Source organism: Lentibacillus sp. L22 (genome assembly GCF_040812445.1).
GTDB classification, from domain to species: domain Bacteria; phylum Bacillota; class Bacilli; order Bacillales; family Amphibacillaceae; genus Lentibacillus_C; species Lentibacillus_C daqui.
Genome location: NZ_JBFNXI010000003.1, coordinates 24538 through 42865, shown reverse-complemented (window position 1 = coordinate 42865; position 18328 = coordinate 24538). Strand labels below are relative to the sequence as shown.

Sequence of the window (18328 nt, the reverse complement as noted above, 5' to 3'; positions counted from 1 at the left end):
TACCTCTAATCGGTCAACTATAGATTTTGGTTAAGAGTCATTTTTATTGAAAAATTTTGCCTGAATTTGCAGGATTTCTCCATCTTTTGTCGAAAAGATATAGATGGAGGTGGTTAAGAATCATGTTACAAGCGATAACAAAAGATGGAAAACGGGTAACGCTCGCTCCTTTGACGAAGACGGAAATCACCGGACTTAAAGTAAAGGAAAAATTTTTCTGCCCGATTTGCCGTGAACGGGTAATCATAAAGGCGGGAACAAAGACCATTCCACATTTTGCCCATCATACCAAGGGAAAGTGCCCGGCAAAGGAAGGTGGGGAAGGAACCTACCACGAGAAAGGCAAACTTATATTATATGAATGGTTAAAATGGCAGCGACTTGATGTCGAACTTGAGGTATATTTACCTGAAATCAAACAGCGACCTGATTTATTGGTTACTATTCATCAGAAAAAAATTGCAATAGAATATCAATGTGCCCGAATTTCTGTAACGGAGGTTCTTAAACGAAATCAGGGATATCAAAAACTTGGCATTCAGCCGATCTGGATTATTGGCGCAAATCATTTTCGGCGACAATCACAACATCATATTAAACTGGATCATTTTTTACGTCAGTTCCTGCATCAATTTTCATCTCATTCCCCATTAACCGGTTATTTCTTCTCCCCGGATACGCAAACATTTATCATTTTTCAGGATATATATATCACTGGAGCACAACAGGCAATAGGAATACTTCAATTTAACAAACTACGGGATATGATATTTACCACATTGTTTTCAAGGAAACGTTTATCAAGGCAACAACTTTTTGCATTATGGCAGCGGGAAAAGCGGCATTTTCGTTTACGGCCACGGGATCGGTTGTCCAGGGATGAACGGTCATGGTATCAATGGCTTTATTTAAAACGAACGCATTTGGAGTACTTGCCATCGATTATACATCTTCCCATACCTGCTCAATATCGTATGCGAAGTCCATTGTGGAATTGGCAAAGTCGTATTTGTCTTGAAATATTGCACCCTTTGCCAATTGGTGGACACGTTTCTGTCGCATATTGCATGTATTTATTAAGAAAACATATGATACCGATACGCGATCTTCCGTTAATTCACTCCCACGATCAGCCTATTCACCAATATCTTCTGCTACTCACACAGCTTCATATTCTCAAACAGGAATCAACTTACCATTTTACCAAACAACGCCATTTTAAATTCTATAAAAATGTAGAAGAGGCGTTAAAAGGGGATGAAGCATTGTTAAAAATGATAGAAGCAGGGAATCAAATCGAAATACGAGCATGATTCATGGATTATTCGTTATACTAAATAAAGGAATCTAGATGGATCATGTAGAATTGGTATAGTGATGTTTTACAAAAGAAGGAGGAAATCTACGTGGCAAAAGCATTACCAAAACGAAATGAAATTCCGGATGAGCGAAAATGGAAGCTGGAAGATATTTTTGCAACAGATGATGCGTGGGAACAAGAATTACAGCAGTTAAAACAGGATATCCCGAAAATAGAGGATTTTCAAGGTAAATTAGCGGAATCAGCTCAGACGTTGTATGATGTACTGAAAACACAGGATGATTTGTCGCTGAGGTTAGGCAAATTATTTACATATGCTCATATGCGTTATGATGAGGATACAACGAATTCATTCTACCAAGCCATTAACCAAAAAGCGGAAAATGTCCTGACTTTGGCATCCAGTTCTATGAGCTTCATTGTTCCGGAAATTCTATCCATTGATGAAGCAACAATCAAGAAATTTGTTGATGAGTTGGAAGAATTGCAGTTGTATCAACACACTTTGGATGAAATCATGCGCCAGCGTCCACATGTATTGAGTCAGAAAGAAGAAGCATTACTGGCAGAAGCGGCCGAGCCAATGGATAATGCTTCACAAACATTTAGCATGCTGAATAATGCAGATTTGACTTTCCCATCCATTACGAATGAAAAAGGCGAAGAGGTTGATCTGACGCACGGGCGATACATCGGATTTTTGGAATCAAAAGATCGCCGTGTACGGGAAGAGGCCTTTAAAAAAATGTACAAGACATATGGCGATTTTATCCATACATTTGCCTCAACACTAACAGGGACTGTCAAAACCAATAATTTCAATGCCAAAGTTCGGCATTATGACTCAGCAAGACAGGAAGCATTGGATAGTGCCAACATCCCTGAGCAAGTGTATGAGAATCTGGTCGAAGCGGTTAATGAAAAGCTGCCACTCTTGCACCGGTATGCGGCCCTAAGGAAAAAGGTGCTTGGGCTTGACGAGTTACACATGTATGATATGTATACACCACTGGTTCAGGATGTTGACATGGAGATCCCTTATGAAAAAGCCCAGCAGTATGTATTAGACGGCTTGGCACCATTGGGAAAAGAGTATGCAAGCATCTTGAAAGAAGGTTTTCAAAGTCGTTGGATTGATGTGGAAGAAAATAAGGGAAAGCGTAGTGGAGCCTATTCATCCGGCGCATATGGTACCCATCCATATATTTTGTTAAATTGGCAGGACACGTTAAATGATGTGTTTACCCTGGCACATGAATTGGGACACTCGGTTCACAGTTATTATACGAGAAAATCACAGCCATTTCGTTATGGAAACTATCCTATTTTTTTGGCGGAAGTGGCATCAACCTGTAATGAAGCATTGTTAAATGATTATATGCTTAATAATTTGGAGGACAAACAACAAAAGCTATATTTGTTAAATCATTTTCTGGAAGGTTTTCGTGGGACGGTTTTCCGCCAGACGATGTTTGCTGAATTCGAGCACGACATCCATGTCCGCATGCAAAATGGGGAAGCGTTAACCGCGGATAAGCTGACCGAGATTTATTATGATTTAAACAAAAAATACTTTGGCGAAGATGTCGTATCTGATCAGGAAATTGGCATGGAATGGGCTCGTATTCCGCATTTCTATATGGACTATTATGTGTACCAGTATGCGACAGGGTACTCGGCAGCTACAGCACTTGCCAACCAAATTTTGTCCGGTGAAAAAGGAGCAGTTGAACGTTATATCAATAAATTCCTGAAGGCCGGAAGCAGTGACTACCCAATTGAAATATTGAAACATGCAGGAGTTGATATGACCTCCAAACAGCCAATCATGGATGGATTAGCCGTTTTTGAAGAGAAATTAACGGAAATGGAAAAAATGCTTGCTAAATAAGACGAGATAAACTTCACAAAACTGCACCACCCATAAAGGATGGTGCAGTTTTGTGTGAATAAAGTTCCAATTGCAATAAATGAACCTATTAATTAACGCATGCCGCGGAATGCGTGCTTATGCGTGAAGGAATAGATCGTTAAATAAAGTGAAACAAATAATATTGGTAGCGAGATATAAAGCGGAATTAATTTCATGAACCCTAGTACATTCAAGAAAAAGGCGAAAATCGTCAGGACTAAAAATAAAAATGGCATAATCTCCCGCATTGTAATCACCTCGAAAAATATTCTTGGTAGAGTATATGTCATACAGAACCTCCATTATGAATCATTCTGTGACATTTTTGTGAAACGATGCACAAAGTTATTGAAATAAAGTTTACAAGTTGCTATTATGTAAATGTAAGATCAGTAACAAACAAAACCCCTTTGTTTGAACATGAACTTTCTCCCATCCCCCCTTTGTAATATAAAGGAAAGAATAGAGAAGGATATGCGCTGCCCCGCGTATCCTTCCTTTTTCTTTTTTAGAGGATGAAAAAAATGTAAAATAGTATTGAGGAAAAGTTATAGTGAAACCAAGATATGAAGCCATGATAAAATAATTTGTTATGGAAATGATAAAAATTAAATAATTAAAGAGGAGAAAGAAGGAGAAATATGGTTAATAATCAAACTGCAGCATCCCCCAAAAATATAAAGAAAACACCGATTATGCTCGTATTGATTTCCGGGGCGTTTGTCGCGATTTTAAATCAGACATTACTTGCAACCGCATTGCCGAAAATTATGGAAGATTTGCAGCTACAAGAAACAGTTGTCCAATGGCTACAATCCATTTTTATGCTGGTGAACGGCATTATGATCCCGATAACAGCGTTTTTAATTGAGCGGTTCACAACTAGAAAATTATTCATGTTTGCGCTGGGGATATTTGGTATCGGTACATTAGTTTGTTCCATTGCACCCAATTTTTCATTACTTATGACCGGTCGTGTTTTACAAGCCGCTGGTGCAGGAATTATCATGCCACTGATGCAAACCATTTTGTTTCTCATCTTTCCGCTTGAAAAACGCGGAACGGCCATGGGGATGTTTGGCTTGGTGATTGCTTTTGCCCCGGCGATTGGGCCGACGTTATCCGGTTGGATGGTCGAGCAATTTCCATGGAGAAGTCTCTTTTATATCGTTATTCCAATTGTTATTTTTGATATTATCCTTGCTTATTTTGTGCTGAAGAACGTCACGGAACAGAAGGATATTAAGGTCGACATACTATCTATTATCTTGTCCACGTTAGGATTTGGTGGTCTATTATACGGCTTTAGTACTGCCGGAGATGCCGGATGGACGAGCATGCATGTATTGATTTCCATGATTGTTGGTGCTATTGCACTTGTCTTCTTTATTCTTAGACAATTGAAATTGGAAGATCCGATACTGGAATTTCGCGTGTTTAAAAATCCCGTATTCACTTTAACGACCGCGTTAGGCATGGTTACATTTATGGCCATGATTGGGGCTGCGGTTGTGTTGCCGTTGCTCATGCAAACAATGTTGGGTTTTAGCGCTATTGAATCCGGTATGGCATTGCTTCCGGGTGCCATTTTGATGGGGCTTATGAACCCGATCACGGGAAGATTATTTGATAAGTTTGGTGCAAAATGGCTTTCAATTACCGGACTGACCATTGTAACGATTACAACATTTATGTTTACTAATTTATCCAGCGAAACGACCTTTGTCTACATTGCAACGGTAAACGGTATCCGGATGTTTGGCATATCCATGGTTATGATGCCCGTTACCACTGCCGGATTGAACCAGTTGCCGGTTGATTTAATCCCGCATGGAACAGCAATGAACAATACGATGCGTCAAGTAGCAGGAGCGATTGGAACAGCATTGCTGGTTACTGTGATGGCCGATGCAGCTATTCCTGAAGAAGGTGTGAATGGACTGGTGCATGGTGTCAATGTCTCCTTTATTGTAGCTGGAATATTTGCAGTCATTGCGCTCATTATGGCCTTTTTCATTAAAAAATCACAACCCTCTGGAGATCAAATACAGTCAAGCGCCAGATAAGGACTCAGATAACTTCACGATGCCAGGAGAATCTGTCAGTAGATATCCAGGTATCTTTGCCAGGTATTTTTACCAATAAATAAAGGGTCAGCAATATCTCAATCGTTGGAGGATATGCTGACCCTTTATGTTATTTTTCATTTTTTATCGAGTCGCCGTTTTTTAATGTGCGATGCTTGTTGTTCAACTAAAAATGAATGTTCATGGCAATGATACTTCCAATAAAGAGAATCAGGGGTACAAACCATAAAATATCTCTGGTTTCCCTTTTTGCCACATTTCCCTTACCTTTCATTTCAAACATACCCCCTAAACCAAAAATATGCTTACGTATCACTTCAGCAATGTATAATTTAACACGTTTTTATCCCTTTTACAACCGGCAAAAACCCTTTATTTGAATTTGAAATGGTTGGAAAATACGATGTGTCAACCAATCCTATAAATAGGGGAATTATACCGAATTTAGATCAAAGAAATCGACAAAATAGCTTGTTTTTTGTTATTGTGGAGGGTATGATTATTGGTAATATTGTATTTGTGAAAAATTTGCTATGGACATTAATTGGGAGCGAGCAATTCATTTTTAGTATGATCACACGCAACTTTATTTCAGGAGGTAATACGGATGACTTTCGAGGATGACGGGTTAGCACTTCATACTGATCTATACCAGATAAATATGGCGGAAACGTATTGGGGTGACAATATACATAATCGAAAGGCGGTATTTGATTTATATTTTCGAAAGCTGCCATTTGAGAATGGTTATGGTATTTTTGCAGGATTGGAAAGAATTATTGATTATATAAAAGGATTCCGGTTCCATGAATCAGATTTATTTTATTTACAGGCGTTAGGGTATAGGGAAGATTTTGTCGATTACTTAAAGAATCTCCGCTTCAACGGAACTATTAAATCACTCCGGGAAGGGGAAATTGTCTTTGGAGATGAACCGATTTTGCGTGTGGAAGCAAATTTGGCAGAAGCACAGTTAATTGAAACCGCTTTGCTTAACATTGTGAACTATCAAACATTAATTGCGACGAAAGCTTCGAGAATTAAACAAATCGTGGCAGATCAGCCGTTGATGGAGTTTGGTACGAGAAGAGCGCAAGAAATGGATGCAGCCATTTGGGGAACACGAGCAGCGTTTATTGGCGGATTTGATGCAACGAGTAATGTCAGAGCAGGGAAGATATTTGACATTCCCGTTTCTGGCACGCATGCCCATTCGATGGTTCAGGCATATAAAGATGAATATCAGGCATTTACCAAATATGCCGAGCGTCATCGTGACTGTGTGTTCCTTGTCGACACTTATGATACATTGCGTTCAGGGGTGCCGAATGCTATTAAAGTAGCGAAGGAATTTGGTGACCGGATTAATTTCTTAGGCGTCCGTTTGGATAGTGGTGACATGGCTTATTTATCAAAAGGGGCCAGGGAAATGCTGGACGAAGCTGGATTTACGGATGCCAAAATTTATGCCTCAAACAATTTAGATGAATCAACCATTTTAAGCTTGCAGGCACAAGGGGCCAAAATTGACGTTTGGGGAGTAGGAACCAAGCTGATTACTGCATATGATCAGCCTGCCTTGGGTGCTGTATACAAACTGGTTGCGATTGAAAATGATCAAGGAGAAATGGAAGATACCATTAAAATATCGGGTAATCCGGAAAAGGTAACGACACCGGGAAAGAAAAAACTTTATCGCATCATTAATACCATTGATCATCATGCGGAAGGAGATTATATTACATTAGAAGACGAGCATCCCAATGAAGAGGAAAGTCTCCATATGTTCCATCCGATTCACACATATGTTAGTAAAACTGTAACCGATTTTGAGGCCGTTAATTTGCACCATGACATTTTTAAAGAGGGGGAATTAGTCTATGAGATTCCATCTTTATCAGAGGTGCAGACCTATGCCAAAGAACAATTAAAACTGTTTTGGGATGAACATAAACGAACCCACAATCCAGAAGACTATGCGGTCGATTTAAGCCAAAAAACCTGGGATAACAAGATGGATAACATTCGTGAAGTAAGGAACAAAGTAAAGGCGATGAATGGCGGCAAATGAAAGGATCTGGATGGGGATTCGGATTTATTGACGGAATTATTGCTGATTCCATGATCAAATGAAACCCATATCGAAAAAAGAAAAACCCTCCTAAATAGAGGGTTTTTCACCAATATATCGCCAAAATGTACCATACTTTGCGGGAATTCTTTTTACTATTTGTTTTAGCTGCAGTTTTTTTAGTTCCTTGTCAGCTTTGGCAATGGTCCAATCGTAAACAACCGCTACTTCTTTATTTCCAACCACTTCATATTTAGCAAGAAAGTCTTCCAGAGCGGGCTTTTCCGCCGGGACAGGATCCCACTGCAACATTTGCTGTAGCACGCGTAAATAAATATCATATGGATAAAGTCCGGAAATTTTGATTCCATGTTCTTCTACGTCCTGGTTGAAAAAGACAATCGTCGGGATATAATCTACTTCCATTTCCTGTGTTAATTTCATATCACCTTGAAATGCTTTCTTGGCAGAGGATGAATATAAATCATTTTTGAATTCTTCAATATCAAGGTTTGCCTCTCTGGCACAGGCCATTAACACGTCCTCATCCGAAATATTTTGTTTCATTAAAAATAAGTTCTCTTGAAGCTTGCGTAAAAATATCCGTCCGGCCCGCTTTCCCTGCAGTTCAGCAGCTTTGATTGCCAATGAAGCGATCCATGGTGAGGATATCGGGTTATCAATCCATACATCCCCGTCACAGCTCATTCCGGTTCGACACGCTGTTTTTTGCCATATTTCCTTTAAACGTTTTGGTCTATCGAATTTATCTTTATTTAAATTGTTCAGATGCCCGGTGACAATGGGTCTGATTATCAGGTAGTCACCATATTCGATGGTTAGTTTTTTTAAGTATGGCTCCAGTGACCAGCATTCAGGACATAATGGGTCAATAAAAACAAAGATTTCAATAGGCTTTTCTCCACGATTAAGTAATCTGTTTCCAGCCGATGTGTTAGTCTTGTTTGAGCCTTTGAGCCCAGCATATTCCCAACTCACATCGATTCTCCTTTCTATCCAGTTAAGAAAGTATATTAAATGATCAATTCTAATTGCACTATACCAAGACGGGGCTAAAACCGTGACGTTCCTGGCTTCGTGCTGAACATGACCTGCCTGTACCCTTCACCTGGTTCACTCAGGGGTGTTCATCATATGGTGTGCTGTCATGGTTAATTTCTCGAAAATAGCAGTTCGATATGGTTCAGCAATCGCAGCTTCTTCCAAGGCTTTGCTCATACATTCCAGCCACGCGTCTTTTCGGGAAGGGGTAATTTCAAATGGCAAATGTCGCCGTCGCATCATTGGATTACCACGCTCTTCGGAATAAAGTCTTGGCCCACCGAAAAATTGGGTTAGAAACAACCGTTGCTTTCTAGCTGTTTCCGTTAAGTCATCCGGAAAAATCGGGATTAGTTTTGGATTTTTTCCAACTCGTTTGTAAAAGGCTGCTACCAATCGTTCTATCGCATCAAATCCGCCAATCGCTTCGTAAATGGTTCCTGGCTGTTTCATTTTTTGCTCACTTTCTTCTATTATGTAGTAGCTCTATTGTAGCAATGTAATGCTCAAACCGGCAATCAATCTGTTTGATAACGCCTTCATTGCCCAGGATCATTACGGAATGGAAGTGAAAAAACGTTTAATCTTGTTTGGTGTATCCCGTTTCGCAATTGCCTGCTCTTTTAATATCTGTTTAAACACCCGAATGCCGATTTGCTCAGAAGGTGATTCAACTTCCAACTCATAATCGGTTATACCATTATACATACTATGATCAAGCACGAGTAATGTCCCATTGAGTTTTGTTTCTCGTCTCTCGGTCGTTAATTTACCATAGTATACTAAAGAAGAGACAGGGATATGCATTGCGTTTAAACGTTCGATGATATTTGCTTTTTTTATCACACTTCCATCCAATATAGCACACGCTTCTTGCTTGGTAAGCGTATCATGTGTTTCCAGCAGTCCGTTTAGATGTGGTTCTTTCAATGTTAGAACGAAACTATTCTGTTTTTTGCGGATCCGCAATGCACAGCCGTTTTCCTTTAACTTAAAATCAGGGGTTTCCAAGTAATAATTCGTCTGGACTGTTGCCTCTTTGGGAAATGGGTATTGGTTCAACAATTGATAGAATTCCTTTTCCGTTAATATATTTTTATATTCAATCTCAATTTCCTGTACCATAATAACCTCCACTCTTATATTCCATTAGCTTACCTTTGATTATCGCTAATGTTGGACAAATATGCAAAAGTTATCCGTTGCTGCAAGTGACACATGATTGAAGAACAATATGTTAAAATAAGGTGAAACTTCATTTAGTAGAGGTTTCATGAATAGAACGTCAATACGTGATAAAATAGGATTATATGGACAGGTGGTGCGTACGGTGAATTGGGAAATTATTCTTGCACCTTATTCCCAGGTAGTTGATGAATTAAAGGTAAAATTAAGAGGAATGCGAGCACAATTTGAATATGAAAAACGGCATTCGCCAATTGAGTTTATTACAGGCAGGGTAAAGCCGATTCCGAGCATACTGGAAAAAGCCAAGCGAAAGCAGATCAGACTGGAGAATATTCCGAATGAGATGCAGGACATTGCTGGTGTGCGCGTTGTTTGCCAATTTGTTGATGATATTTATACAATTGTTGATATGATCAGATCACGGAATGATTTTACTGTTATTGAAGAAAAAGACTATATTTCCGACAAGAAGGAGAGCGGTTATCGTTCCTTTCACATGGTTATTCATTATCCGGTCGAAACCATTCATGGAGAGAAAATTGTGCTGGCAGAAATACAGATTCGAACACTTGCCATGAATTTTTGGGCAACCAATGAACATTCCTTAAACTACAAATATGCAGGCAGGATTCCATCCGAGATTAAAACGAGACTAAAGCGAGCTGCCGAGGCTGCATTTAAACTTGATGAAGAAATGTCGAAAATAAAAAATGAGGTCCAGGAAGCACAGGCGATTTTTCATCGGAAGTAAAACGCCGGTGCCTGCAGTTGGACTGATTATATCATAGTAAGAGGGGGGGAAGGTTCGCGTGAAATTTGTTATTGTTTCAAAAGGCGACGAACGGTCAAACAACATTATGGCAAGAATGAAGCATTATTTGACTGATTTTGATTTAGTGTATGATGAGGAAGAACCGGAATTGGTTATTTCTGTCGGTGGTGATGGGACACTTCTAGAGGCGTTTCATCGATATTTACATAGAACTGATCAAACGGCATTTATCGGGATCCATACCGGCCATTTGGGCTTTTATGCGGATTGGGTTCCGAGTGAAGTGGAGAAATTGATTATTGAAATTGCCAAGACGCCGTTTCAAGTTGTTGAATACCCGTTGCTTGAGGTGATTCTGCGTTCGAAAAGTGGTGGACAGGAACAACGATTTTTGGCACTAAATGAAGCCACGATAAAAACGGCAGAAGGTTCTGTGGTATGTGATGTGGAAATTAAAGGAGAGCAATTTGAAACATTTCGCGGGGACGGTCTATGCATTTCTACGCCTTCCGGAAGTACTGCCTATAATAAGGCATTGGGCGGCGGTATTATTCATCCGTCTATTGAGGCAATTCAATTGACGGAAATGGCTTCGATTAACAATCGTGTTTACCGGACAATAGGATCACCATTAATTTTGCCCAAGCACCATACATGCTTGCTCAAACCTATTGTTGATCGAAGTTTTCTGATTACGATTGACCATATAACAGAGACATATAAGGATGTAAAATCAATTCAATGCCGTGTTGCCAAGGAGAAGGTGAGGTTTGCCAGATTCCGTCCATTTCCGTTTTGGCATCGGGTACGGGAATCGTTTGTTAAAGACGGGGACATGAAGAAATAGAAATGTATGTTCAAAACCTTATGTCTTATTATATTAGGAACAATGAATAAAAAATGGTTTTGAACATCTTTTTAGAAGGTGAATTTGTTTGAAGTGGAAAATTGCACAACAACATGATGGTATGCTTCTCCGTGAATATTTACAGCAGGTACAAGGATTGTCAAGACGGATATTAAAGGCTGTCATCCATGATGGTGGAAAAATAATGGTCAATAAAAAGGTGCAATCTGTTCGTTTCCGTTTGACAGCGGGAGAAGAGGTTCAATTAACCTTTCCACCGGAGGAAGTCGGTGCCAGTTTGCATCCGGAACCAATGCAGCTTGATATTATCTATGAAGACGACGCTGTTTTATTGATTAATAAACCAGCGGGGATTGTAACGATCCCTTCGATGAATGATACGTCGGGAACAATAGCAAATGGGGTGTTAGCGCACTACCAAAAGCATAGCCTTCCATTTACCGTGCATGTCGTTACAAGACTGGACCGGGATACATCTGGAATATTGTTGATTGCCAAGCATCGTTACAGTCATTCTTTATTAGCTAAATCACAAAAAGCCGGTAAAGTGAAACGGGGTTACAGGGCAATTGTGGAAGGGGGCTTACCAATCGACGGAACCATTAACGCACCAATTGGCAGAAAAGAAGGATCAATCATCGAACGAACCGTGACTGAAACAGGAAAACCTGCCGTTACGCATTATCAGGTCATACAGCAAAGTGAAGCATTTTCCTTCGTTGATGTCCGTCTTGAGACAGGGAGAACCCACCAAATCCGCGTCCACTTTTCCCATATTGGTCATCCGCTTGCAGGTGATCAGTTATATGGCGGAACAAATCGTTTGATATCCCGGCAGGCTCTCCATTGCTGCCATATCGCATTTGTGCATCCATTTACCAAAGAGGTAATGGAGTTTCACACAAACATCCCGGAAGATATGAACCAACTCATTAAGGAAACGATGTGAATTTATCTGCAATAAATGGCTGATTGGATGGTACGATAACAGTTTTTTCCTCGGGGAGTCGAAATGCGGTTAAGGCATTTCCGAATACACACCCTGTATCAATGTTGATTGTTTTATTCACCATCCGCGGCTCCATGACCGGTGTATGTCCATAAACAATCCAACGGGAGCCGTGGTAGTACTTGGCCCAGTCTCGTCTGATCGGACGTCCTTTTTCATCCAGTTTCCCCGTTACATCGCCATACAGGACAAACGATTTAACTTTCTTATCATACCGGCCGATATAGGATTCTTTGATTCCGGCGTGAGCAACGATTGCATTTACTTCCGGGATTTCCAAATAGAGTGGGGCGGTTTCATAAAGGGTCATGAATTGCTTGCGGATATCTGCTCTTGCCGCGCTATCCAACGCCTGTAACTCGGCAACAGTTGTCTCAAGCCCATGCTTTTGCATGACGTTATTACCTAAAAAATATCTGTATAGCTTATTGCAATGGTTGCCCGGAACATATTTGGCATTTTTTTGTTGTAATACCATTTCGCATACGAGCCTTATCACTCCAACGGAATTGGGACCGCGATCGGTAATGTCGCCAACAAAAACAGGCAAACGTCCATCAGGATGGTAATAATGATTTTGTTCCTTTTCGTATCCCAATTGAAAAAATAATTGCTGCAACTCCTCTAGGCAGCCATGCACATCGCCAATCACATCAATTTTCATGTATGGATCACTCCTGATTTTTTCATTAGCCGCTTTAACACCATTAGTATAAACAAGCCTAAAAAAAGGTTGCATCATCCGTTATGGTAGATGCAACCTTTTCCCCTACATAGGAATGTTAAGTGAAGCGTGCTCTTATTGGAACATATACTGTCTGGTTCTGGAGTGTACATTAAGCACAATACCAACTGCCATCATATAGGCCAAGGTCGAGCTGCCGCCATAGCTTAGAAACGGTAATGGCAACCCTGTCACCGGGAGTAATTGGATAGACATGCCGATATTTTGGAATACCTGATAGGAAAACATTCCCACCAGCCCCGTCACCAAATAACTGCCATAGCTATCATTGCTCATCAGGGCAATATGAATTAAACGATAGATAAAGACAAAGAACAAGGCGACAACAAGGCTTGCTCCAATAAACCCGAATTGCTCGGAAATTGCAGTGAAAATCATGTCTGTATGCCGCTCCGGTACATACACTTCCAAATTACTTATTCCTTTTCCAAATAGTTGCCCGGACCCAATCGCTAACATAGCAAGAATAAGTTGGTACCCCGAATCCGGATATTGTTCAGGGTCAAGCCAACCGTAAATACGACTTGATACGTGACCGAATACGGAATCCTCAAGAAAGTCGGCAACCGGTCCCGGGAAAAAGTACCATGCAGCTACTCCGGCTGCAACAATTCCAACGGCAGCCCCCAAAATAGAAAAAATAATTCTCCAGCTGATTCCGGACACAAGTACAATACTTGCCGTAATAAACGATAAAACTAAAAAACCTCCCAAGTCAGGTTCAGTAGCAATTAACAGCATTGGTGGAAGGGCGACAATTAAAATTTTTAACAGCAGCCACAAGTCACTTTTGATGTTTTTTTTGGTCCTATATTTCTCGTTATGTTGTGCAACTACCAGTGAAACTGCCAACACGAGAAATATTTTCATAAACTCAGAGGGCTGTACTGTACCAATCCCAGGGAACTTAAACCAGCTGACCGCGTTATTGGCTTCATGGATGATTGGAGCTGGAAAACGTAACGTTAGCATAAGCAATGAAACAAGACCGATACCGTATAAAATCCAGGTAATTTGCTTAAAACGATCATAGTCGAGCAACATGATAAACGCTACTAAGATGCCACCTGCAATATACCAGGCAAATTGCTTGAAGACAAAGTGGGATCCATCATAACTTGCCGGCAAGGAAGGCACAATGGTATATATGGTAAATAAACTCACACATCCCAAAAGGATAATAATAAAAATTAATGTATAATCAATATTCGGTCGGTTTGATAGACTGTTCATTTAAACTCCTTACTTTCTCTACAATTATAGTCCCTTATGACAGTTTACACGAAAACCGTAATTTTTTTAAGCTTTCTTATTGTATTTTGAAAAATGAAATAATAACACCATGATAATTGTATCAATAAAGTTGCGTGCGGGAAATTTAATTGTTGACAACTAAATAAGTGTCATTTATACTACACCATGTACAGACTCTTTATAAATAACCATAAATATTTTTATCACGCATTAACTGGCAGTAATCCCCCACTGATTGAAGTTTCACTTTATTCTTTCCTTATTAATATCGAAGGGGATAGCGTGAGTAAAATGTTTATGCCGGTTGAAGCCGGGGAAATAATGGGATAGTATAGTTCCCAGAGGAAGTGATACCTATGGAAGATCATAACGAAAAAACTAGCCAATGGAACCAATTGATAGCGGTTTTGGAAGATGAAGAAATCGAACAGTTTCGTGAAGAATTTCTTGATATGCATCCATACGATCAGGCGCAATTTTTCATGGAACAGCCAAGGGAATTAAGAATGCGGATATATTCGTATTTATCTCCTGAAGAAACATCTGAAATCATGGAAAATATTGAACTTGAGGATACGGAAAGCTTTTTTAGTGAGATGGATCCCCGGTTTGCGGCAATGGTCTTTGCAGAAATGGCGACTGACGATGCGGTTGACATTTTAAACGAAATGGAAAAAGATAAAGTAGCCAGCTTCCTGACCATCATGGATACGGAATCGGCTGATGAAATCAAACAGTTGTTACATTACGAGGAAAAAACAGCTGGAAGTATTATGACCACAGAATTTATCGCTCTATACAAGACAGAAACCACCGGGCAGGCCATGCTTGATCTAAAGGAAGAGGCACCAGATGCGGAAACCATTTATTATCTATATGTAATCGATGAAGATAAACAGTTGGTTGGTGTGCTTTCGTTACGGGATCTGATTGTTGCTGATGAGAATACACAAATAGGTGATATCATGAGTGAAAAAGTGGTGTCCGTATCGGTTGGTCTGGATCAGGAAGAGGTTGCGCAAATGATACGGGATTATGACTTTCTCGCCGTACCTGTTGTAGATTTTCAGCAACATTTGCTTGGTATCATTACAGTTGACGATATTTTGGATGTTATGGATGAAGAAGCAAGTGACGACTATTCCAAACTTGCCGGGGTTCAAGATGTTGACCGTCCCAGTGAAAATGCCTTCAAATCTGCCAAAAAACGCCTCCCATGGTTAATCATTTTATTATTTTTAGGCATGCTAACGGCAAGTTTGATCGGTATGTTCGAGGATACACTGGAAAAAGTTGCGATTCTGGCTGCTTTTATCCCGGTAATAGCCGGGATGTCGGGAAATACAGGTACACAAGCACTCGCTGTAGCGGTACGCGGGATTGCAACGGGGGAGTACGGTGCAACAGGCAAACTTAAACTTATTTTTCGTGAATTGGGGACCGGACTCATTACAGGATCAACATGTGGGATTATTATTACGATTGTGATCTATTTATGGAAGGGTCAATTCTTCTTAGGTTTGCTTGTTGGTATCTCCCTCTTGATTACCTTGACAGTGGCTACGATAGCTGGTGCCTTGGTGCCAATGCTGATGGATCGTTTGAAAGTTGATCCGGCTGTTGCATCCGGACCATTTATTACCACGCTTAACGACCTTATTTCTACATTGATTTATTTCGGATTGGCAACAGCCTTTATGAGTTTTTTAATTTAGATAGAAAAGCGGAGGCGACCGTTCAGCGGCGTATGTGCTGGACTGAACCGTAGGAGATAAAGGAAACATGCCCCTGCAAAAGAGGTATGCCGACGTTGGCCGCAAAGGCCGTAATTAGTCGGCCTTCCTTTACCCTTTGAGTTGATGTTGACTTATCGGACGAAGGTGAAGGAAGCACACTAGCCGCTGGTCGCCGGAGCTGGACAGAAAAGCGGAGGCGACCGTTCAGCAACGTATCTGTAACAATGCAGGATAAGCAGGAGCTTTAGAAAGAGCTTCTGCTTTTGTATGAGCTATTATAGTATATAGGCAAATAACACATTTTTAAAAAGGCTTCATATAATGAGTTGATAACAAGTATAAAAGGAGAGATGGTCGAATGGTGCGCAAGCGGTATGCCAAAGATCCATTATTTTATATCCAACAACCCAAAATGAAAAAGCCTGAAGTGAAAATGCAAGATCATTATGCAACCCCAAAAAAAACAGCCAAATCAGCCCCCGAACAACATGAAACGAATACATCCAGTGTCATGCCCACACGAGGGAATAGCTTTCAACAGTTTCAAAATCCTCAGCCCGCAGTAATAGACGAGGATGATGAAGATTCGCTAACAGAAACATGGCAGGAACAACATCAGGAAGAACAGGAAGACACAACAGAGGGTGAACAAAATTCACAGAAAAACCGGGAAAGGACTAAATTTAAGGATATGACAGTCGAGGAAAAGGTTGATTATTTATTGAATTTACCGTCGCATATTCCAAATTTGAAATGTGAAGTAAAAACTGAAGAACGCGCCTACCGTGGAATTATCATCGATCAAGAGGAAGAAACAATTATCCTAAGAACAGGAAGACGGAATTTTAGTATACCTATGGAGGAAATAATAGACATACGCATGCTGGGTATGTAAGGTCAAAAACGAAAGCCGCTGGTCGTAGGAGCCGGATGGGTCAGGAAGCGAAGACCGAGACATGTAAAATAGGAGAAGGGGTATTTCCTCTTCTCCTTGGTTGATAATGATTTAATACTTATTATGCGGGACCAGTTACTGTATTGAATGCTGAAATCGCCGGTAAACATGTTATGTGGCAGAAACAGTTAACATCAACGGTAATGCAGATTCCTGTAGCACGCAAATGACACGTATCCTGACAGACTGGATCTGCCGGATTGCTATCTTTATCATAAGGATCCCTTAATAGCTCCAGTGTAGCACAGCAATTATCGTCAACTTTTTTCACACGGAAATAGAAACTTCCAACTACTTCACCAAAGTCGCAGCCTCCGTTTCCATCACCTCTAAAAGCTCCGAACCCTTTGAAAGGTTTGCAGCCATCTTGACAGTACAATAAAACTGGTACTGTATCTAAATCAGCTGATTCTTGTTCACCTAGTAAATCATTGATGGATCTTTCGCAACTTGTGTCACAGCAATTCTCAACGATGTCACTTTGAACGTCTGCAATTTCCTTTAGAATATCACATACACAATTGCCAGTTTCATACTCTTTTCCGCAACAACCCATGAATTATTACTCCTTTCTGAAAGTGTGATTTGACCTAGTGTCCTTAATAGAATATGACATAACCCCATGGTGGTGTGGGCGGACAACTGATGTATAAAAGGGAAAGTGAATTTTAACAGAAAAGGGCGAATGTCTATAACCAAGGTGATGTGTCTACATAGACTAATAGCGACCATATTAATAAGGGAGTAAATGTTATAAAGGAGTGAATGATAAATGTCTGATAATAAAAAAGTTATCCATGTGAAAGATTTGGTTATTAAGGCGGACAATGTACAAGTGGAACCGCAGCAGCGCCGCCATCCCAGGTATGACCCGTTCCTTGGCCGTCCAATTCCAGAACGTGGTGAAAATGAAGAACCGGCTAATGAAGAGCGTGAATCTGAACAGAATGATGAAGGCGAAGAGAAAGCAGAAGATGAGAATGATGAGCGGGAGAATAGGGGACCGTTTTCCTGGATTTAACGAGAACAAGGAGAGACGGCTGATGAAGCTGTCTTTTCTTTCATTAAAATCTGGACAACACCTTAAGGAGGATAGGTTGCATGTGGGAAAAGCCGAGAATACCTTGGTTGCGGCATCTGCGTGATATTGAAAAACATTTGGAAAAGAATGAGAAGTGGTTCCAATATCCGGAACGTCGCATGGGTGAATGGGATGAACAACTGGATAAATGGAACAATGACTTTTTAGAAGGAATCGGCCACCTTGAATCACTTATTAAGGAACTGGAAAAAAAGATGGAGGATGAGTGAAGATTCAATGCATAACTTTCAAGGAAAACGGGTATTG

Annotated in this window: 18 protein-coding genes; 11 read left to right on the top strand and 7 right to left on the bottom strand. The window is 40.4% G+C overall.

Annotated elements, in window-relative coordinates; all coding sequences use genetic code 11:
• The first annotated feature begins 122 nt into the window (after positions 1-122).
• Positions 123-1313, top strand: coding sequence for a competence protein CoiA (locus ABRT01_RS02010; protein ID WP_269409648.1), 1191 nt, complete (start codon positions 123-125; stop codon positions 1311-1313).
• A 93-nt stretch (positions 1314-1406) separates the two neighbouring features.
• On the top strand, positions 1407-3212 hold the full coding sequence (pepF, locus tag ABRT01_RS02005; RefSeq protein WP_367746193.1) for an oligoendopeptidase F: 1806 nt from the start codon (positions 1407-1409) through the stop codon (positions 3210-3212).
• Between the two features lie 92 nt (positions 3213-3304).
• Here the strand turns inward: pepF and ABRT01_RS02000 are convergent, their stop codons facing one another.
• Positions 3305-3523 (bottom strand): hypothetical protein, encoded by a 219-nt coding sequence (locus tag ABRT01_RS02000; RefSeq protein WP_269409646.1) that lies wholly within the window; start codon positions 3521-3523, stop codon positions 3305-3307.
• Between the two features lie 351 nt (positions 3524-3874).
• Between ABRT01_RS02000 and ABRT01_RS01995 the strand changes: the two genes are divergently transcribed.
• Both ABRT01_RS01995 and ABRT01_RS01990 read left to right on the top strand, forming a co-directional pair.
• On the top strand, positions 3875-5299 hold the full coding sequence (locus tag ABRT01_RS01995) for a DHA2 family efflux MFS transporter permease subunit (protein WP_269409645.1): 1425 nt from the start codon (positions 3875-3877) through the stop codon (positions 5297-5299).
• A gap of 628 nt (positions 5300-5927) precedes the next feature.
• Positions 5928-7391, top strand: a complete 1464-nt coding sequence (locus tag ABRT01_RS01990) for a nicotinate phosphoribosyltransferase (protein ID WP_269409644.1) — start codon at positions 5928-5930, stop codon at positions 7389-7391.
• A 90-nt stretch (positions 7392-7481) separates the two neighbouring features.
• Here the strand turns inward: ABRT01_RS01990 and ABRT01_RS01985 are convergent, their stop codons facing one another.
• The 3 genes from ABRT01_RS01985 to ABRT01_RS01975 all read right to left on the bottom strand — a co-directional run bounded on the left by ABRT01_RS01985 (position 7482) and on the right by ABRT01_RS01975 (position 9578).
• Positions 7482-8390, bottom strand: a complete 909-nt coding sequence (locus tag ABRT01_RS01985) for a ClpXP adapter SpxH family protein (RefSeq protein ID WP_269409643.1) — start codon at positions 8388-8390, stop codon at positions 7482-7484.
• Between the two features lie 135 nt (positions 8391-8525).
• Positions 8526-8906 (bottom strand): globin domain-containing protein, encoded by a 381-nt coding sequence (locus ABRT01_RS01980; RefSeq protein ID WP_269412577.1) that lies wholly within the window; start codon positions 8904-8906, stop codon positions 8526-8528.
• A gap of 102 nt (positions 8907-9008) precedes the next feature.
• Positions 9009-9578: a CYTH domain-containing protein gene (locus ABRT01_RS01975; protein WP_269409642.1), complete on the bottom strand. Its 570-nt coding sequence runs from the start codon at positions 9576-9578 to the stop codon at positions 9009-9011.
• Between the two features lie 205 nt (positions 9579-9783).
• Here ABRT01_RS01975 and yjbM point away from each other — a divergent pair, with 205 nt between their 5' ends.
• From yjbM to ABRT01_RS01960, 3 genes are all read left to right on the top strand, one after another.
• Complete coding sequence (gene yjbM, locus ABRT01_RS01970) at positions 9784-10392, top strand: GTP diphosphokinase (RefSeq protein WP_269409641.1); 609 nt, start codon at positions 9784-9786, stop codon at positions 10390-10392.
• Between the two features lie 58 nt (positions 10393-10450).
• Entirely contained in the window at positions 10451-11260 is an 810-nt protein-coding gene (locus ABRT01_RS01965) for an NAD kinase (protein WP_269409640.1), read from the top strand.
• Positions 11261-11348: 88 nt separating this feature from the next.
• Positions 11349-12230 (top strand): RluA family pseudouridine synthase, encoded by an 882-nt coding sequence (locus ABRT01_RS01960; RefSeq protein WP_269409639.1) that lies wholly within the window; start codon positions 11349-11351, stop codon positions 12228-12230.
• Here ABRT01_RS01960 and prpE read toward each other — a convergent pair.
• Entirely contained in the window at positions 12214-12954 is a 741-nt protein-coding gene (prpE, locus tag ABRT01_RS01955; protein ID WP_269409638.1) for a bis(5'-nucleosyl)-tetraphosphatase PrpE, read from the bottom strand. The genes ABRT01_RS01960 and prpE overlap by 17 nt on opposite strands.
• 135 nt (positions 12955-13089) lie before the next feature.
• Entirely contained in the window at positions 13090-14268 is a 1179-nt protein-coding gene (locus tag ABRT01_RS01950) for an FtsW/RodA/SpoVE family cell cycle protein (protein WP_269409637.1), read from the bottom strand.
• 377 nt (positions 14269-14645) lie between these two features.
• Here ABRT01_RS01950 and mgtE point away from each other — a divergent pair, with 377 nt between their 5' ends.
• Both mgtE and ABRT01_RS01940 read left to right on the top strand, forming a co-directional pair.
• Complete coding sequence (mgtE, locus tag ABRT01_RS01945; protein WP_269409636.1) at positions 14646-16004, top strand: magnesium transporter; 1359 nt, start codon at positions 14646-14648, stop codon at positions 16002-16004.
• Between the two features lie 379 nt (positions 16005-16383).
• Positions 16384-16920: a CotO family spore coat protein gene (locus tag ABRT01_RS01940; RefSeq protein WP_367746189.1), complete on the top strand. Its 537-nt coding sequence runs from the start codon at positions 16384-16386 to the stop codon at positions 16918-16920.
• 121 nt (positions 16921-17041) lie between these two features.
• Here ABRT01_RS01940 and ABRT01_RS01935 read toward each other — a convergent pair whose 3' ends face one another.
• A complete protein-coding gene (locus ABRT01_RS01935) occupies positions 17042-17536 on the bottom strand; it encodes a CotY/CotZ family spore coat protein (RefSeq protein WP_269409634.1) in 495 nt (164 codons plus the stop codon).
• A gap of 216 nt (positions 17537-17752) precedes the next feature.
• Here ABRT01_RS01935 and ABRT01_RS01930 point away from each other — a divergent pair, with 216 nt between their 5' ends.
• On the top strand, positions 17753-18001 hold the full coding sequence (locus ABRT01_RS01930; protein WP_269409633.1) for a hypothetical protein: 249 nt from the start codon (positions 17753-17755) through the stop codon (positions 17999-18001).
• Between the two features lie 80 nt (positions 18002-18081).
• Positions 18082-18291 (top strand): hypothetical protein, encoded by a 210-nt coding sequence (locus tag ABRT01_RS01925; RefSeq protein WP_269409632.1) that lies wholly within the window; start codon positions 18082-18084, stop codon positions 18289-18291.
• Positions 18292-18328: the final 37 nt, after the last annotated feature.